Origin of the sequence: Pyxidicoccus xibeiensis (genome assembly GCF_024198175.1) — a bacterium.
Lineage (GTDB): Bacteria > Myxococcota > Myxococcia > Myxococcales > Myxococcaceae > Myxococcus > Myxococcus xibeiensis.
On record NZ_JAJVKV010000011.1, the window covers coordinates 123,975 to 142,879 of the forward strand.

At 67.4% G+C, this 18,905-nt stretch carries 10 protein-coding genes and 1 pseudogene; 4 read left to right on the forward strand and 7 right to left on the reverse strand.

Annotation, left to right across the window (positions count from 1 at the left end; all coding sequences use genetic code 11):
• Positions 1–42: 42 nt before the first annotated feature.
• The 3 genes from LXT23_RS36170 to LXT23_RS36180 form a co-directional block, all read right to left on the reverse strand.
• Positions 43–3,375 carry a tetratricopeptide repeat protein gene (locus LXT23_RS36170; protein ID WP_253984977.1) on the reverse strand — a complete coding sequence of 1,111 codons (3,333 nt, stop codon included), beginning with the start codon at positions 3,373–3,375 and terminating at the stop codon, positions 43–45.
• 23 nt (positions 3,376–3,398) lie between these two features.
• A complete protein-coding gene (locus LXT23_RS36175; protein ID WP_253984978.1) occupies positions 3,399–4,343 on the reverse strand; it encodes an ADYC domain-containing protein in 945 nt (314 codons plus the stop codon).
• Positions 4,344–4,555: 212 nt separating this feature from the next.
• On the reverse strand, positions 4,556–8,518 hold the full coding sequence (locus tag LXT23_RS36180; protein WP_253984979.1) for a bifunctional serine/threonine-protein kinase/formylglycine-generating enzyme family protein: 3,963 nt from the start codon (positions 8,516–8,518) through the stop codon (positions 4,556–4,558).
• 99 nt (positions 8,519–8,617) lie between these two features.
• On the opposite strand from LXT23_RS36180, the gene LXT23_RS36185 reads away from it, so the two are divergent.
• The gene (locus tag LXT23_RS36185; RefSeq protein ID WP_253984980.1) at positions 8,618–9,466 is read left to right on the forward strand and encodes a sigma-70 family RNA polymerase sigma factor; all 849 of its coding nucleotides are present in this window, start codon (positions 8,618–8,620) and stop codon (positions 9,464–9,466) included.
• Positions 9,467–9,610: 144 nt separating this feature from the next.
• Here the strand turns inward: LXT23_RS36185 and LXT23_RS36190 are convergent, their stop codons facing one another.
• The 4 genes from LXT23_RS36190 to LXT23_RS36205 form a co-directional block, all read right to left on the reverse strand.
• Positions 9,611–10,336 carry a hypothetical protein gene (locus tag LXT23_RS36190; protein ID WP_253984981.1) on the reverse strand — a complete coding sequence of 242 codons (726 nt, stop codon included), beginning with the start codon at positions 10,334–10,336 and terminating at the stop codon, positions 9,611–9,613.
• 830 nt (positions 10,337–11,166) lie between these two features.
• Positions 11,167–11,367: a hypothetical protein gene (locus LXT23_RS36195; RefSeq protein WP_253984982.1), complete on the reverse strand. Its 201-nt coding sequence runs from the start codon at positions 11,365–11,367 to the stop codon at positions 11,167–11,169.
• A gap of 705 nt (positions 11,368–12,072) precedes the next feature.
• Entirely contained in the window at positions 12,073–12,642 is a 570-nt protein-coding gene (locus LXT23_RS36200; RefSeq protein WP_253984983.1) for a hypothetical protein, read from the reverse strand.
• 19 nt (positions 12,643–12,661) lie between these two features.
• Entirely contained in the window at positions 12,662–14,011 is a 1,350-nt protein-coding gene (locus tag LXT23_RS36205) for an AHH domain-containing protein (RefSeq protein WP_253984984.1), read from the reverse strand.
• Positions 14,012–15,055: 1,044 nt separating this feature from the next.
• Here LXT23_RS36205 and LXT23_RS36210 point away from each other — a divergent pair.
• The 3 genes and pseudogenes from LXT23_RS36210 to LXT23_RS36220 all read left to right on the forward strand — a co-directional run bounded on the left by LXT23_RS36210 (position 15,056) and on the right by LXT23_RS36220 (position 18,804).
• On the forward strand, positions 15,056–15,394 hold the full coding sequence (locus LXT23_RS36210; RefSeq protein WP_253984985.1) for a hypothetical protein: 339 nt from the start codon (positions 15,056–15,058) through the stop codon (positions 15,392–15,394).
• Between the two features lie 247 nt (positions 15,395–15,641).
• Positions 15,642–16,484: pseudogene (gene istA, locus LXT23_RS36215) on the forward strand (IS21 family transposase); the annotation flags it as partial.
• Between the two features lie 1,408 nt (positions 16,485–17,892).
• Entirely contained in the window at positions 17,893–18,804 is a 912-nt protein-coding gene (locus tag LXT23_RS36220; protein ID WP_253984986.1) for a hypothetical protein, read from the forward strand.
• Positions 18,805–18,905: the final 101 nt, after the last annotated feature.

Consider the following 18,905-nt stretch of genomic DNA (forward strand, 5'->3'; position numbering starts at 1 on the left):
TCTCGCCTTCCGCTCGAGCCGCAACTTTCCCGAGGGCGCCACTCAGCGGGCCGGCCGCGGCTCGGGGTGCGGCGTCAACCCGCGCAGCGGTGTGTCCTGGCCGATGGCGATGAAGGGCGCCCAGAAATAGGGGTGCGGATGCTTCCGGCGCTGCGTCCTCATCGCCTCGCGCAGGGCCGTGATGCGCCCCTGCCCCGCCAGCAGGTTGCGGTAGTAGCCCTCCATGAGCTCCCGCGTCGTCTCGTCATTGACGCTCCACAGGCTCGCCACCACCGCCTCCGCCCCCGCCATCACGAACGCCCGGCGCAGACCGTAGACACCCTGGCCCCGCTTGATGTCGCCCAGGCCCGTGTCGCAGGCCGACAACACCACCAGCTGGGTGCCCCACAGATCGAGCCCAGCCAGCTCCAGGGCCGTCACCAGGGAATCCTCCCGGCGAGCTCCGCCGGGCCGCGCGGACTCCGCCCGTGCTCCCGCCAGCACCAGATACGAGCGAAGCAAGGGATCCGGAAGACGCAGCGATTTGTCCGCCTCGCTGAGCGCGCAGCATGCCACCACGGCGCGCGTGCCCACCCCGGTGGGGGCATCCTCTCGGAAGAAGCCGTGGGTCGCGACATGGAGGAGCCCCGGCGTGCGCAGCTTCAGCAGCGCCTCCTTGGTCGCCGCGCGGCCCAACAGCAGTTGCGCCTGCGGGAACAGGCGCTGGATGGCCTCCGCCTCCTTGCGAGCCCCGGGCAGAGGCGGGAATGGCTGATCCACCCCTGCCGTGCGCATGGCGGAGAAGAAGTGCTCGATGGCACCCGAGCGCTCGCCAGGGCGGGGCTCCACCAGCCCCGGGCGCCCAGCGAGTGGAGCGTCGAAGTCGGGGTCCGCCACGACGACGACCGAGCTCTCGGGGACAACGTCCTCGAGGCGAGGCAGCAAGTCCCTTCCCGAGGTGAGGTAGGCAAGCTCGAAGCCCTCCTCGAGGAGGTGGCGGCCATCGTGCAGCACCCCGAGGGGCACGAGGGAGAGCTGTCCATCCGTCGAGAGAAACAATCTCCTCGCCTTGCCGAGCCGCGGCACCAGGGGACGAAAGGCCAGCCTGTAGAGCTCCCTGGCAGCGGACTGGTAGTCGCTCACGTGGCGCGCCAGCACGCGATGCAGCCGCATGACGGCGCGGTCCACCGTCTCTGCCGGGCCCAGATCGACGGCTTGCGTGTGGCCATCCCCGAAGAGCAGGAGCGCGAGGTAGCGCGGCCCGCTCGAGCCCGGCAAGGCCGGAGCCGCGGGACTGGGGACGAGCGGGCCGTCATCGTAGGCCACGAACTCGACGAGCACACCGTCCTGGGGAAGCGCTGCCGCGACGCGGGCAACGAGCTCGGCGGGAGGTGGCCGCGTGACATGCGCCCGCAGCGGTGCCGAGCGCCGGGTGAGGTCGGCCTCCAGTCTGTCGCTCTGGGCAGCGAGCTCCTTGAGGTGCTGCTGATACTCAGTGGGCGGACGCGAGCCAGGCCCCGCGAGCGACTCCTCCGCGATGCGGGTCCGCAAGGCGCGCAAGAGTTCGAAGGCCTCGTGGTCCTCCGGCCCCAGGCTCCGAGAGACGATCTGGGAGGTGCCGGCGACCTCCTCGACGGAGCGTCCCTTGCGAAGGAGGGCGGCGGTCAGCGCGAGATGCCGGACACGTGCATCGTCCGGGTGAGCACGAACGAGCGCATAGAGCTGCTCCTCGCTCTTGCGGAGCAGACGCAAGAAGCTCTCCAAGCCTCGTTCGGAGAAGCCGAAAATCTCCTGGCGCAGATCCGCCTCGGAGACAGCCAATGCTCTCTCGAGGAGCGGCAGAGCCTCGGCAAGGCGCCGCTGCGCGAGGCGGAGGAGGGCCAGGTCGTGGAGCGATGCGGCGACGTCCGGGTGCGCGCCTCCCAGCACCGCCTCCCGGATCTCCAACGCCCGTTCGTGCAGCGGCTCGGCCCGCGAGTACTGCCCCTGGTTGAAATAGAGCCCCGCGAGATGGTGGAGCGAGATGGCCACCGTGGGGTGATTCCCACCAAGCGCCCGTTCGCGGATGGCCAGGCCCCGCAGGTGCAGGGGCTCCGCTCGCGCGAAGTCTCCCTGGCTCACGTAGACGTTCGCGAGCTTGTGGAGTGCCTCGGCGACGTCCGGATGATCTGGACCGACCGCCTGTTCCCGGACCGCTACGGACCGCGCATAGAGAGGCTCGGCCTGCGCGTAGCTGCCCTGCGCGGAGTAGAGGTTGGCAAGGCCGACCAGCGAGAAGGCGAGGAGGGGATGACTCTCTCCGAGCGTCGTCTGGCAGATCTCGATGGCGCGCAGTGAGAACCCCACTCCCCGCTCGTATTGCCCCTGGCGGTGGTACAGCTCGGAGAGCCCGTTGAGCACATCGACCAGCTCGGCGTGGTTTTTGCCAAGGGCATCTTCCTGAATCCCGAGCACGCGTTGATACAATGGCTCCGCCCGTGCGTAGTGCCCTTGATACATGGCGAGGCTGGCGAGGTTGTAGAGCGCGTCGGCGACCTCGGGATGCTTGTCACCGAGCGCCGCTGTCCAGATGGCAATGGCGCGCTGATACAACGACTCGGCCCGGGGGTACCTTCCCTGATGCACATAGGCATTGGCGAGGTTGTTGAGCGACCTGGCGACGTCGGGATGGTCCTTGCCATGGGTTGCTTCCTTGAGCGCGATCGCGCGCTCATACAACGGCTCGGCCCGCGCGTACTGCCCCTGCTTCATGTAGACGCTGGCGAGGTTGTTGAATGAGAAGGCGATATCCGGATGATTTCCGGGGAGGACCTTCTCCCGCACCGCGAGCGCTCGCTCATGGAGCGATGCGGCCCGCGCAACCTGGCCCTGCTGCAGGTAGAGGTTGCCCAGATTGTTCAGCGTGGCGGCGACATCGGGATGGTCCTTGCCGAGCACTTCCTCCCGAATCGCCAGCGCCCGCATGTACAGCTGCTCGGCCCGCTCACGCTGCCCCTGCTTCAGGAAGAGGGTCGCGAGCGTGTGGAGCGATTCAGCGACTTCAGTGTGGTGCCCACCGAAGGCTGCTTCACGAAGCGCGAGTGCGCGCTGAAGCAGGAGCTCGGCTCGAGCATAGCTTCCCTGAAACAACTGAATGGCACCGAGCAGATTGAGGCACCGGGCGACCTCGGGGTGCCTGTCACCGAGCGCGGCCTCTCGCAGTTCCAGCGCGCGTTCGAGCAACGGCGCCGCCTCCGCGTAGTGGCCCGCCTCCTTCTGCCGCAGCCCCTGCTCATAGGCCTGTTGCGCCTCTGCCAGGCGTGCGTCTCCCCCTCCCCTGTCCATCGTGGCGCACGCCGAGCTGCCCAGGAGCAGCAACACCGCCCTCAACAGGGCTTGCTGAAGGACCCTCTTCATGCCGCTCGTCCTGGCGGTGCGCCTCACGGAGAGCCTCGCGGAACGGAGGCCGGCTCGCTCTTCCCGTAGGAGCGATTTCGCAGCAGCACCGCCCCGGCGCGGGCCCCCTTGCGGAGCACCTGGCAGCGGTCCCCCTCCCCCAGGTCCTTCTCGCCTGGCTCGAAGAGCGCGGGACACTCCTCCAAGATGCGCTCCATGGCACTCCCATCTCGCGTCCGCGAGAGGCACCACGCCCCATCGCCCGTCCATGCGGCCTCGAATGAGGCCCGCCCCGGCTCCCAGCCCGCTGCCGCCTCCCTCGTCCGCGCCAGCACCCCCATGCCGTCGTACAGGTCGATCGGCGTGTCCTCTCGCGTGTGGCTGCGTCCGTTCCCGCAGTAGTCCGCGCGCGCCATCCGCGTGCAGGCCTGGTGCAGCTCTTCCAGCGAGTGCCCTGCCCTCCTGCCCCAAGGCTTGTAGCCCCACCCGATACACTTGGAGATCACCCCGTTCTCACAGGCAAAGGTGAACTGCCCTGCCTGCTCATGCCGCGCGCCCTGCTCATCCCATACGCCAGGCACGGCCAACGCCCGGGGCGAGGGCACGCGGTGGGTCGCCACGCACGGGTTCTCCCATTTCGAGCTCTCCGCGTTCCACACCTGGATCTGGTACCACATGACGCCCGGCTCCTCGGCGGTCGCCTCCGCACCGCACAGCGCCACCTCCACCGGCTGACCGTCACTCGACCTGCCCCACAGCACCGCGCCGACCAGGGCCTCGGGTTCACGCGCTGGAGCCACCAACCGCCCCTCTTCCAGGCGCACGCCTTTCACCGTCACCTCCCCGAGCCGCACGCGACCCAGCTCGACCGAGGCCAGGATGCTGCTCGTCTCGCTCCGCTCGTCCTTGCGTCCCGTCCCCCACAGCAACGTGCCCTGCGGCCAGACCTTGCGCTCGGGAGCCTGGGGCTGACAGGGAGGAACAGACACGGCCGCCCTGGCCCGGGTTGGCGCGGGTGCCCGAGCGGGCCCGGGCGTCGGAGCGGGCGCGGACGCCCAGGCAACCTCGGCAATCACGATGTATGAGAGAATCAGAAGGGGTCTCATCCTGGACGTCCTCGCGCTCGGCAACGCGGTCCGCGTGCCGTTTCCTGGGAAGAGACGCGGTGCAGCCGGGCTATGCAACCACTCGCCATCGGTGCTCACCGGGCCGGGAGCGAGGCGCAGGCGCGTACGCCAATCCGGGCATCTCGGAGCCTGGAGGTGCTGGCCTGGCGACTGGCCACCAGGGCGCCGGTCTCGCCGTAGTACCAGGCCCCCCCTCGAAGGACGATCTCCCCGAAGCCGCCCTGGGTGGGCCGGGTCATCTCGAAGGCATTTCCGGCCATGTCCTCGAGACCAAAGGGGCTGAGGGAGGACGGATGTGAGCCCACCTCGTCAGGCCCGTAGGCATCAGGCCGGAAGGCGTAGGTGGCATCGATGTTGGCGTCGTCCTTCTGGAAGCGGTTGCCGTGCGGGAACCTGCGCGCGTCCGCCCCCCTGGCCGCACGCGTCCACTCGAGCTCACCGCACAAGCGAGCACCTGGCAGCCGCCCGGTGCGGTCGAGCCAGGAGAGGTAGCCCGCGACGTCGTCGGCCGAGACGCCCAGGAGGGGAAAGCGTCGCCAGTCCTGCTCCGCGCGAGCCTTCCGACCTGGGTAGCGGATGGGCTCGCCAACGCGCGCGGTGAGGACGGCCCCGCTCACGAGATGGAGGGAGAAGCTCCAGGCTCCATCCGGCAGTTGCCGCAACGCCACGGCGCTGTCGCCGTTGAAGCTCGGCTTCTCGAGGATGCTCCGTTCGGGCGCATCCGCTGGCAAGGTGTCGAGGTACGTCAGCCAGTCCCCCAGCGTCACCTCGGTCCGCCCGATGAGATAGCCCTCCTCGAGGCAGCTCGAATGCAGGGGTGCGCTCTCCAGCATCGTCCGCAGCTCTTCCACGTCCGCGCTCCCTTCCAGGCTGCAACCGGGCGGAATGTAGACGTAGCCCTCGGGTACCCCCGTGGGGAGCCTGAGGGTGACACGCTCGTGCTCCCCTCGCTCGAGCAGGAGGGGCAGCTCGACCGGCGCATATCCCTCCCGCGAGATGCGGAGCTGATAGGAGCCCGGTGACGCGCTCCGCCACACGAGCGGCGTCGGTCCGAGTGACTCCGAGGGAGGCAGGGGCTCTCGCCTCAGCCTCTCCGGGTCGTCCACGTAGCGTGTGAGCTCGACACTCGCGCCTGGCGGCTCGGTCACCAGGACCAGCTCCGCGGGAGCATCGATCTCCTTCCGCAACGCCTCGCCCTCGACCGTCAACCGCCTGAGGCGCTGGATGAGCCGGGTGAGCTCCTCTCTCTGGTGAAAGCGCTCGGCCAGCAGGATGCGCTCATAGGTGAGCTGGATGAGGAGTTGTCGTGCGTCCTCCTGATCGCGGGCGCGTTCGAGGGCGTTCTCGATGGCTCGCTCCGCCTCCGCATAGGAGGCCTCGGCCTGCCTGCGCTCTTCGAGTGCCTGCCCCCATACCTCCTCGGCATGCCACCATCGCTCTTGTGGGTCCAGCGGCGCGCCCGGGTCACCGAGGTGCCGGCCCTTGAACAACGCCATCGCTTCCTCGCGGCCCTCACTGGCGCTCTGACCGTGCTTCTTCGCCTGGGCGAGAGCGCCCCTGGCCTCCGCCACCCGAGCGCTCACGAAGCCCTGGAGTTCCTGGTGCTGCCTCAGACGCGGCACGCCATAGAAGCCCGCCACGATGAGCACGAGGACCAGCGCGGCGAACCAGCGACGCTGGGACTGACGACGCACGGCGCGCCGGGAGGCGCGGAGGAAGTCCTGCTCCCGGGCCCCCAGCGTGAGGCTGTCGAGCGCTCTCGCCTCCTCCAGTTGACGCTCTCTCCACAGAAGGTCCTCGGCGCACCCGAGGCGCTCCCACTCGGCCCCGGCGGTCTCGATGCGCTGACGCAGCGCACGCTGACCCGCATCCTCGTCGAGCCATTGGCGCAACGTGCCCCAGCTCGCGATGAGCGCCTCGTGGGCAATCTCGTAGCTCGCCCGCTCCCCCGCCTTGCGCACATGCAGCAGGCGCCCCTCGACGAGCGCGCGGAGGGCGGTGCGTGCCTCCTCCGAAGCCGCGGTGAGTTCCTCCTCGCCGCGCTCATTGCGAGTGCCCTCCGCGGTGATGAGGCGCCCGAGCAGTCGGCGCGCGGCCTGCTGCTCGGCTTGGCCGAGGTGCGCGAGCACCCTGTCGGCATGACGCGACAGCGCGCCAGCCACTCCGCCCATCTCGTCGAGCGCCGCCCGGGTGATGCACCCCCTGGCGGCGTCGCGGCGCTCCCAGAGTTCAGCCAGCGCGAACTGGAGCAGGGGCAGACTGCCCGCATCTCGCGCCGTGGCCTCGACCAGGGTCTGGACCAGCGCCTCGGACTCGAAGACCACCCCCCTGCGGCGAGCGGGTCCGATGATGGCCTCGCGCACCCGTTCCGGGGAGAGAGGCTTGAGCAGGTAGAGCGCCTGCTCGACCACATCATCCAGCCCCGACAGCGCCCCGACCCGCGCGAGGAAGTCGCCCCGCACCGCGAGGAGCACTCGCACCCCCGCCGCCGGCAGGGCGAGCTCTCCCAGAAGACGCGCGAAGCGCGCCGCTTCAGCGGGCTCACTCAAGGTGATCAACTCCTCGAGCTGGTCGATGAAGAGGAGCAGGCCGCGCCCCTCCTGGTGGGCTGCTCGCAAGGCGGGCCCGAGCTGCTCCGGCGTCTCAGTGAACCAGCGCCCCAGCTCGGCCTCCGTGCGCTCCAGGACGGGTGCCAGTAGCGCCGCGAGCCTCGCGAGCGGACGGCGGCCGGGCCCCAGCGTCAGCGTGGAGAACTCGCGATACTCGCTGAGCGCCCCTTGCTCGACGCGCGGGAGGACGCCCGCACGACAGAGCGAGGACTTCCCCACACCCGAGTCTCCCGCCACGAGGACCAGAGGTTGGCGGCGCAAGCGCTCGAGCACGGCGAGGATCTCTCCGTCACGCCCGAAGAAGAGCGAGCGGTGCTCGGCTTCGAAGGGAGCCAGGCCCGGGTATGGATTCTCGGCGGGCAGCACGTCCGGCTCACGCAGACCGCCCAGCCTTTCGAGCTCGGCGCCGAGCGCGTCAGCCGAGACGAAGCGCATGCTCGGATCGACGGCGAGGCACCTCTCCACGAGCGCGGCGAAGTCGAGGTCGATGCCCGGCACGGCTGCCGTGAGCGAAGGCCCGCCTCCGCGCGCCAGTCCCTCCGTCGCCCCGGCTGAACCCGGAGCCGGAGGAGGAAGCGTGCCCGTACAGAGCTCATGGAGCACCAGACCGAGAGCATAGAGATCGCTCTGGGGCGTCGCCGCCCCCTCATGGAAGAGCTCGGGTGCCATGTAGCGCGGCGTGCCCACGGCGGCGCGTGCACCGCTCGGTCCCACCGACGCACTCTCATCCACGAGCTCCGCCAGGCCAAAGTCGAGCAGCTTGACCTCACCCTCCTCGGTGAGAAAGACGTTGGACGGCTTGAGGTCACGGTGCAGCACGCCCTGACGATGAGCCGCCGAGAGCCCTCGGGTCAGCCCCCGCGCCAGCCTGAGGACGCGTCGCCATGGCAGGGGCACGGCCAGACCCGCCAGGCTCTGTCCGGCCAAGTACTCGGAGACGAGATACGGATGCCCCCCCACCTCACCCACACGAAACAGGGTGACGACGTTGGGGTGCTGCAACCGGGCGATGGCGCGCGCCTCGTTGTGGAAGCGCGAGCGGATACGTGCGTTGGGCTGCTGCGCCGCGATGAACTTCACCGCCACCCGCCGATCCAGGAAGCGATCGTGCGCGAGATAGACGACGCCCATGGCGCCGCGCCCCAGGAAGCGCTCGAGTCGGAACTCATCGAACTCGGTGGGGGGAGTCCAGCCGACGGCCGGTGGCTCGGGGGCCGTCTCAGCCAGAGAGAAGTTCGACGGGTGGACAAGCTCCATGCGCAGCTCGCCTCGGACGACCGTGACGAAGAGCGCACGACAGTGCGGGCACTTCGCGGTGTGGCGATGGATCCGGGCCAGCTCATCCACTGTCAGCTGTCCATCGATCAGGCGAGCCAGGAGCTCATCCGTCAGACATGCCGACTCCACCTCTTCGGAAGAACGCGCCATCCACAGCTCGGAGGAAGACTGAGAATCGGGTTGGAACACCCGCGGCATTATCCTAGTCTCATCTGGTACGGCGGGCGTAAGTCAGGCGTGTGGAGCCACATGACCGAGTTCGAGAACTTGCTCCGTCGCGCATGGGAGGAGGGCCGTGACGCATGGCCCCAGGTGACGTTGCCCGCCGAAGTCTTCGTGCGCCACCTGTCCAGGGTGCTGCCCGAGGTCAACGAAGCGCCCTCGTCCTCGGAGCTGCTCGGGCAGCTGGCTCTCGAAGACCTCTACCTGGCTTGTGCCTGCGTCCACGGCGTGCCGGAAGCCACCGAGGCCCTGGAGCGCGACTACCTTGCAAAGCTGCCGGCGCTGATCGCGTACCTCAAGCTCCCCACCCCCATCCTCGAGGATCTGTGCCAGATGGTCCGCATCCATCTGCTGCTCGGCACCTCGGAGTCCGGGCCACGACTGGCCGAGTACACAGGCCGCGGAGCACTGCTGAGCTGGCTTCGTGTCATCGCCGCACGCATGGCGCTCAGGCTGGGCCCCCCGACCCGGGAGACCTCCGAGGAGAACGTCCTCGCGGCCCTGGAGAGCCTGCAGTCCCCCGACCCGGACGCGGATCTCGACCTCATCAAGCGTCGCTACCGCCCCATGTTCCTCCAGGCCGTCCGCGAAGCCTTCGACGCGCTGTCGAGCGAGCATCGCCACCTGCTGCGGCTCCACTTCGTGGATCGGCTACCGACGACCCGGATGGCGCCGTTGTTTGGCGTGGACCAGTCGACGATCTCGCGCTGGATCAAAAGCGCACGACAGGCCGTCTACGAGGATACGAAGCACCGCCTCAAGGAGCGCCTCCGCCTGTCCTCGCGCGAGTTCGACAGCCTCGTCACCACGCTCGAGAGCCAGCTCGACTTGAGCTTCAGCGAGATCCTCGACAATGACGAGCCAGAGAAGAAATAGGAGAGGAACGTGGTGGTGCCCCGTGCCGTCCGGGACGTCGGAATCGCCACGGGAACACCGCCCATGGCTCGCACCGCCGTCACGTCCGCCAGCCCCCGGACCACGTTGACGCCCCGTGGCGATTGAGCACGGGCATCTGGAGGCTCAGCGCGCCTCTTGAGCCCTCGGCACCTTCGCAAAGACGGAGCTGGCGGAGCGGCGCGAGATTCGTTGATAGCGCGCATACGCCTCCACGAGCGCGGTGCGCAGCTCCGTGGCCTCGGTGGGCCCATGCCGTGCAACGGTGGTGGCCAATGCCTCCAGGAGGTAGGCCTCGGGCGCCATGAGCGTCCGGGTGAGCGCGACGGGCCTGGCGCCCAGTGACTTCAGCACCGGACCAAAGAACTGCTCACTCATGCAGGCCAGGACGACGACGGGCCTTGGCGTGGCACCCGCAGGGGACTCCACCCTGGGCGGAGGGCGGTCCATGAGCCGGTCATGTCCGGCCCACACCACCAGGTCGGCCTGACTCGCGCCCGCCGCCGCACGCAGGAAGTCCTCCAGCGCGGTGTCAATCCGGTCTCCCGCATAGGCGTGGAGCAGGAGCCGAACCGGCCGCTCTCCCGGGGCGGCGGTCCGCTCGAGGACCAGCTCGCGCAACACCGCGGAATCCGCCGCTCCGTCCTGGCGACTCCGCACCTTGAACCCGGGGGCCCGGGAGAGGAATCGCTCCGCCCCATACATCGCGCCCCAGTAGAGGTTCGTCTCCAGGGAGCGAGGGTTGCCCGCCGGCTCGCGACCACACGCAATCAAGGCGTTGTCACACAACGGGACGAACACCTCGACCTCCACCTCGGCCACGGGCGGCGCGGTCAGCAGGCTCAGCAACATGAGGGTCAGCAGGACGGGCCTCCAGCGGTGACTCCTTGAGACGCCCCTGGCAGGCCATCCGTTCCCGCGGCCGCGAAGGAATGCCCCGCCGAGCGACGGGCGACGCGTGGAGGCCTCCCCTCAGCGAGGTGGAAGGCCGGCCCGTCACCACCCAGGACGTGCTCGAAATCGCGCTCGCGCTGGAGGGCCTGCGCCAAAAGCCCGGCATGCACGCGGCCGGCGTGGTGATTGCCGGTGCCTCGCGACCTTCGGGCGCTCTCTGCTCAGTGGAGGCGGCGGGAATCGAAGCCGCACTGGCGGATTTAGTCCCTACTCGGACCACAGGCTGCCCGCCCGGTTTTCCCTCTGAGAATGGGAGATGCCTTCCGTCCGGGTGAGTCCAGGCCCGTCCATTCGATTTGGTTCTTTTTTGGTCCCGTGAGGTAGCCGGGCCACCCGCTGAATCAGCGATGCGGGGCACTGCGTCGCGGTGCGTTCACCCTACATCCAAAGTCCTTCGGACGAAGCACCGTAACCGTACAGACCCCCAAGTCCCTAGCACGCCGCGCGGGTTGAGCTTGAGCTAGAGGCATGCCGAATCCGGGGGCGCTGCTTGGCCGCTCACATGTCCAGAACCCCTGAGATGGTGCTTGGCACGGGCCCTGGCTGCCGCTGCGCACCGGCACGGCACTACGGCCCGAGGTTGCGCTCGGCGGGGATGGCGTCCACCGCGCACCGGGCAGGCTCAACGGCTCCGAGGTAGTGCTCGGCTCGGGCCCTGGCTGCCACATTTGTGGCATGCCAGCGGGCAAGGCGCGCAGGGGCTGCCCAACACGGTGAAGGCGTAGGGGCTACTTCTCCACCTGCTCTAGGCTCCATGTGAACCGGTGACGGTTTCCCTTCTTGTCGCGCACCATGATGTCCCCCTCAGGCAGCTTGCCACCCGCCACGTCGAACCTGAAGAGGGTCGCCGCATGCTTCGGGCCGTCTGCCATGATGCTCCGGGAGAAGTAGACCTCACCAGCGTAAAGGCTGCACTCGTAAAGGGGCATAGGTCGCATTCTGCCACGGCCTGCATTTACCGCTCGGCCGTGGGCCTGGGGCAGGGCATCCGCGCAGCAGCGGGCATTAGTCAGAGACGTGGGCGAGTTGGTGGCAGACGAACTCCTCCAGCGCCCCCCAGGATCCCAGCCCTTCGGAGCACTCGAAGCAGAACACCCGCCAGTGCTCCACGACGTCATTCCCCGCCCCTGTCCGAACGACAAGGGGCGACCATGGCTTGCATGGCTCGCCGTCCGTCCACTTCCTGAATCCGAAGGGGCGTCGGCACCGGGCGCAGGTGCGTAGATCAAGGCAACGCGGCCCCCAGCGTCGGACGAGTTCGGACATTGCGGGGTCAAGCTGCTTCAGTTCCTCAAGCACCATCATTTGGTTCTCCTCTCCCGCTCGTGTCGGGTCGTTGTGATGGTCGCTACGGTGCGGGCCCTTTCCCGACTACTGCAAGCCCCTCCTGGCGCCTGCCTGCCGGGAGAGCGCCCCGCCCCCACGGCCGGCATCCACCGCTGGGCCGTTGAGTTTGTCCGTGCGCGGTGGAGGCCACCAATGCCGAGCGCTACCTGGGAGCCGTGAAACTTGCCCGGCATGCGGTGGTAGCCACGGCCTACGCCGAGCACCACCTCGGGCCGCAGAGCCCTCCCGGCGCGCAGCGGCAGCCAGCACCGGCACCGGGAACCACCTCGGAGCCGAGGAACATGCCCCTAAACCTCTTCAAACTTCGTTCCCGTGGCGCCCATGCGCTCAAGTGCGTCGCGGATCTCCTCACGAACGATCAATGCGATGGGCCAGCCCCAGGTGCGGAACACCTTCGCGTCACCTACCTGCGAAGCGTCAATCCGCATTCCCCAAACGTCTCGGTACTCTCCAACCTTCTCAGGGCGCCCGTCCTCCGGCGTCCACATCAGGATCTCCTCGGTGGCCTTGTCGTCAATGCATCGAATCAGCTTGGTTGCCACGAGAATGCAGAACTGCTCAGTCTGGCCCGCGACCTCCACGGGAAAGAGCTGCACGTCATCGGGAGCAAGATCCGCGAAGACGGATGCCACCTTGGCGTGGACTACCGGGGTTGAACGGGCCGCTAACGAGAAGTCGAGTGCTGCTCCGGGTAGATACATCGGGAGCTTTATGCGGCCCGGAGCGCCAATAGGAATCCCGTCAGTGAACACCCATGGTTCACTCAACGCTCGGCCTTCAGCGTCAGTCGGGGTGCCGAGCAGCCACCGGCCTGGAATGGTCATGTCGTCGCTCAGGTCAAAGTAGCGCTTGGGCATGCGGACCATTGTGTCGCCCCTATGCTCCCGTCACCAGTCTGTTGAGGATGGTGCCGGGAGTGGCGATCTCCTGCCCCAACTTGTCGAGTTCTGCGGTCAGCGCTTCGCGGCACTGCTCCATGGTGCGGCAGTTTCGCGTTGCCGCGTCCAGGCGCCGGAAAATGCGTTGATGGTACGCCAGTGGGTGGGGCCCCTTGTGACCTTTGACGCGGACGATGTTGGCTGGGTCGTCCAGCGACATGCCCGCCCTGTCGAAAATCTCCTGAAACCGGGGTGACCATGGGCCTTCATTGTTCGTGGCTTTCCACCACTTGTTCGTGGCGATGTGGTGGTCGTGGCCCTCCGCATCCACCGGGGCGGCAGCCGTGCCCCCCATGGCCCGTGCCGTCATGGCCACCGCGCTGGGTGCCAGTGCCACGGTGACAGCCTCGCCCGACACAGCCACCGCGCCCACTTCGCCCACGGCGACAAGGCGGATGCCTGCCCGCCCCCCGGCCAGTGCCGCCGCCTGGGCTGAGCCGGGCAGCGTGGGCACCTTGCTGGCGAACCCCGCAGCCGTGTTACCGACGGCCACCGTCGCAATCAGCGCGAAGGCACGTGCCGCATTCCGGCCCATCACCTTGCCGTAGCGCTCGCCTGCGTCCCGGAGTTCGTCAAACGTGGTGGCCCGGTCCGCTTCTTCCACCAGCCGTTTGAAGCCCTCGATCAGCGTCCAGAAGGTGTCCACCCCGAGGTAGACAATGGCTGTCGCCGTCATCACAGCAGCCAGGCCCTTGCTTACCGGCTCGGGCACCGACCAGAGGACCAAGTAGAGGGTCATGGTCCACAGCGCCGCCGAAAGCGCCGCGTGCGGGTCGGCCATGCCCCTGAAGGCGTCCAACATCTCTTCCAGGACCACGCCCTGGGCCAAGGCCATGGCCAGCGCATAGCGCCCGTCTCCGGTCACCGTGGGGCTGTCCACCAACAGGCGCAGACAGTCGCCCTTGCGTCCAGTGCGCTCGCACCAACGCAGATAGGCCCGCGTCAGCTCCACCTCCGCTAGCGGCATGTCGGAGGTCAGTGCAGCCCCCTCCTGCGGCGTCATCTGCCGGGTGCGCGGGTTGAAGAGGTACGTGCCGCTGCGGGCCTCCACGCCCAAGAGGTTCCGCGCGGCCCGCTGGGGATTGGCCGAGGGCCGCATCTGCCACACCAGCCTCGCCACGGCTTCTTTGAACTCGCGCCGCTCCACCTCCACCGGTCCGGCTTCGCCGCTGTGAGGCGTGAAGACGACCGGCGGCCCCCGGCCCGTCTCCAAGCGCACCACGCGCCCCGAAGCACAGCCCGTCAACCAAACCAGCAGCAGCAGCGCGGCAGCGCGATGCATTTTCATCCAGCCCCCAGCGGGAAAGGACTCCATCCTCCGAAACGAGGTCGGGCCACGGCCAGAACCCAGCGGATGGGCCTCCCACAGAGGTGTGTGCGCCGAGCGCTCCCCAGGGGAAGGTGTCCGCCGCCAATCTGGAACGGGCTCCAGAAGCATGGCGGCGGGTACGTGGGCGTGTCCCCGTCGAACCCGATCACCGAATTCGAGATGAAACGCTCACCGATGCGCCGATGTGGTGCCCGCCCGGTGCGCGGTGGCCGCCTGCGTCCATCCCGAGCGCCACCTTGGGCCCAAGTGCCCACCCGGTGCGTAGTAGAGGCCTGCGCCCGTGCTGAGCACCACCTCGGATCCATGGTGCCCGCCCGTGCCGCGCGGCACCTCGGGCCGGGCTGCCCGCCCAGTGTGTGGTAGCGCCAACGCCCATGCTGAGCGCCACTTCGGGTCGTGGTGCCCGCCCGTTGCGTGGTGTGGTGTCCGCCAGCGTCCATGCTGAGCGCCACCTCGGAGCCGTGATGTCTGCCCGGTGCGTGTCCGCCGCGCGCGTTCATGCCAAGTACGACCTCGGGTCGTGGCGCCGTGCCGGTACGCGGTGGCCACCAGCGCCCGTGCCGAGCGCCACCTCGGAGCCGAGGTGTCTGCCCGGTAGGTGGTGGCCGCCAGCGTCCGCGCCGAGCACCACCTCGGCGCCGTAGAGCTTACCCGCGCCGAGCACCACCTCGGCGCCGTGGTACCTGTCCGGTGCGCGGTGGCAGTCAGCGCGTAACTGATCGCCGTGCCCCTGTGAAAGGAGCGGCCTGCCGAGCCGGAGAAGGACGAGAGGTGGTCGCTGCGTCAGCGTCCCGCGCGCCCTGCTTTCTCGCTGAGTAGAACACGGCTGTCCGTCTGGCAGCTCATGGGCGGTGGCCGCCCCATCACAAAGACGGCGGGCAGTGAGGTAACCTGCCCCTCATGGCTACAGAGGCTCATCGCGAGTTCTGCCGTCGTCAGCATCGTGTGCTTGGACACTACCTCAGCCTCGAATCGTGGCGACGAGGCTTGGAGTGCATTGTCTTGACGCGGAAGGATCTGGAATCCTTCTTGGGACTGGAACGCATCAAGAAAGAGCGGGTCAATTGGTTCATGGCGGATCTACAGCCTTGGTTCCCGCATCAGGTGCGCCACAACACCACGAAGGCGCCAGATTCCTTCCACTCGATCTACTTGTCGCGAGTGCCCATTCAAGAGCACCTCCCTCCTGGCTCAATGTCGGTGGAGAAGAGGCTCGCGCTGATGGCCGCAGATGCACCGAAGGCCAAGCTATTCCTTTCGGATGACGTGACGCATCGTCCCAGTGAAGAGGAGATCGTGTCCCGATTGGCTCGACTGGCCGCTGGTCTGGAACCCCTGTAGTTCCTACGCAACCCAAGAACCGCATTTTGCGAATCTTGTCGCCGACCGACTCGCGGTGTTCGCCCTATCACCATGGGGCTGGGGCGAACATGTGCAAGAGGGTTGTAGGCCGGGCGGGCGGCCTCACGGCGGAGCTGGTGTAGAGCGACAGCAAAATTGACCCCCTCCCCGGGCCTGCAAACCAGGGAGGTAGGCATCAATGGAAGGGACAGCAGTAGTAGCCCTCCGCTCGACAGCGGAGGAGGCAATGGTCGAGCAGGAAGTGGTGCGGCAGATGCGCGTGCTGGCGGGGGCGGGCTGGGGCGCCAAGCGCATCGCGCGCGAGGTGGGCGTGGCGCGCAACACGGTGAAGCGCTACCTGCGTGCGGGCCGTGCGGTCGACAGGCAGGTCCGACCCAAGGCCCGGCGGCTCACCCCGACGGAGCAGCAACGGGCGGTGGAACTCTGGGATTCGGCCGCCGAAGGCAACACCGTGGTCGTCCGGGCGCTGCTGGCACAGGAGGGCGTGGAGGCCAGCGTGCGCACCGTGCAACGCGCGGTGGAGAAGCGGCGGCGCCAGGTGCACGCGGCGCAGGTGGCCACGGTGCGCTTCGAGACGAGGCCAGGGCAGCAGATGCAGGTGGACTTCGGCGAGAAGAAGGTGCGGCTGGGCGGGCAGGTGGTGAAGGTCTTCCTGCTGGTGGCGGTGCTCTCGTTCTCACGACGCCTCTTCGTGCGCGCCTTGCTCAACCAGCGCGGAGACGACTGGCGCGAGGGCGTGGCCGCGGCCTTCGTGCACTTCGGCGGCGTGCCGCTGGAGGTGCTTTCGGACAATGCCCGTCCCCTGGTTGAAGAGAACAATCGGCAGGCGGGCACCGTGCGTTTCCACCCGGCCTGGGTGCAGTTCTGCCGGGACTGGGACGTGACGCCCAAGGCGTGCGGGCCCTACCGCGCTCGCACCAAGGGCAAGACGGAGTCAGGGGTGAAGTACGTCAAACGCAACGCGCTGGCGGGCCGGGACTTCGAGTCCTTCGGCGCGCTGGAAGCCCACCTGGCGCAGTGGATGGGCGAGGCGGACGCGCGCGTGCATGGCACCACGCACGAACCTCCCCTGTGTTGATGGTCTCCAGGAAGCGCGGATTCCCGGTCATCCGTCAGCCGCTCGTCGACAGTCAGCTCGCCTTGCCCACGTAGCAGGCGCACGCCGCATAGCTCGCAGGGCATCACGTACAGGTTGCGCCGCCGAGCCGCCTCGCGGTCTGCACATGCCAGGTACCGCGCCCCTACCGTGCGCTCGTAGGTGATGACCTCGCCCGGCTCAATGGGAAGGGAGCACGCGGCACACGGGGCGCGCCTCTTAGCGGTCATGGTTGGCAGCTCAGCGCCCTCGCTCGACGAGCATCAGGCGCAGGTCGGCTAGAGCACGCACGAGCATCCAGTCGACTCGGCTCTTCGGCGCTCCCCAGGCTTCGGCCACGGAACGCACAGACTGAGCCGCACGGTTGATGCCGAAGACGCGGGAGACCAGCTCACGTCGGTCGGGGGCAAGGTGGCGCACTGCTTCGAAGACCCGGGCCCGGCGCTCGGCCGCGAGCGGATGCTTCGCAGCTCGTGAGTTAATTGAGTGGCGCACGTCGCTCACTGTGCGGTCAGCCTTGTGCTTCGTGGGGTCGGTCGTACAGCGGCATCGCGTAGGAACTCCGGAAAGCATTGCCCGTGCTTGCAGTCGGCGGCCATGCCCGGGCACACTCGGCCCGCTACCGCCGCCTGTGTAGCTGCATCGGTCACGCGTTGAACCAGAACTTTGGGGAGCAAGTCGCCCACCATCGAAATGCGTGCGCTTTGTGACGGTGGTTCGGCCGGTTCTTCCTGCGTGCTCGTCGCGCCGTTGTATCGCCGAGCATGCGTCAACCGTGGCCAGCGTCAAAAGCGCGGCGCCGAAAACCCCTAAACGCGCGCACCTCACAGGCGCTCACCTCTCCCTTATCCCTACTCCTACATCAACTTTTCTCTATGGGGTTATAGGAACAGAGGAATGACGAGTTGACGTGGCACAACCGCTTCACGGTGCCACTCGTGCCGGGCAGGCCAGCATCTGAATCCGCATTCGGGCCGCAATCCGCTGTGTGAACCATACGCGAAAAGCGCACGCATTTAGAGTGCTGTCAGCACCCACGATCCGGCGTGGCAGAACAGCGGTTACCGCTGGACGCACGTCGAGCTGAACGACGAGCAGCTCGCGCAGGTCGAGCAGTCGCGCAAGGAGTGCAAGCTCCCGACGCTCGCCGACGCGCTCAAGTAGCGGCTGCGGTGGCCGAGCTACACAGCTCGGCCGTGTGACAGTGAGGGGCGTCGCCCCGCCCCTCACGTCATACGTCGACACCCTTGGAGTGGGAGTGCCCCAGAGACGGACGGCCCGACATGTCCCACTTGCCCATACCCCGCAGGTTCTTGTCAGTTTCGCGTCGGGCTCTTCGTCGGCAGGCTGTTCTACAATCTGGCAGACCCAGGAGAGCAGCTTGTCGCCGACCAACCAGCAGTTTGAAGTCGTGGCGAATTTCTACGACGACTTGATCGATGCCTACCGCGCCGAACTTGCGAAGCTCGGGCACCCCACCGACCCCAACGACACCCCCGAGCAGGTTCACCGGCGATACCTCAACCTGCTAAGCCGTCGAATTCGAGCGGCCCCACGCAGAACGCACACGGCTCGTGATTTCGTTGGCCCGGCCGCGCATCAAGGCGCGATAGATGAAATCATCCGCAAGGCAAGCCAGGGTGAAGACCTCAATCCTCACCTGAGCAAGTCGATCGCCAAGGATGCGGATTTCTACGATCAGGCGCTCAACTACTGGGGAATTCATCATCTTCACCTGGGGAAAGCGCTTGAGCCCAACAGCGGCTTCATTGAACGTACGGGCCCGCTACTGTTTGCGCGCATAACCGCAAACGACTTCTACCTGATTGGCATTTTCAAGCACGGAGATTGGGCGGAAGGAAGGATCCTGGAAGTCCTCCACGCAAACTGGCCCGAGTCAATTCAGCAATTCCGACTCAATGGCATTCTGGGTCTCGAAGCGCCAACTACAAACGCGGAACATAAGATGGCGCAAAAGAAGCATTTCAATCTCCCGCTGCGGGTGGCGGACGGGACGGTGTATGCGCCGCTCGGAGGCGGTATTACGCCGCTCGGTATATCGCCAAACATTGTCTTCAGGGGAGATCGAGAGAAGGCATACATGGAGGACTTGGAGCGACTCACGAAGGCCAATGCCTCGCTCCTCGTCGACAAGGCGCGAGAAAACGGCCACTCCATCGGAACGAACCTGCACCTTAAGCTTACGCTCGACGAGAACCGCTTCCCTTTGATTACCGACACGATCTCTGGCGCTAAGTTCCAAATCTCGATCGATCCGCCGCCTCGACCCTGAACTGAGCGATGCTGGCGGATCTGCATTACACGCAACGCTAACGCTGACCCTCAACTCTCCCACTGACACAGAACAAGAACTGTCTCACTGAGAGGGTTGAG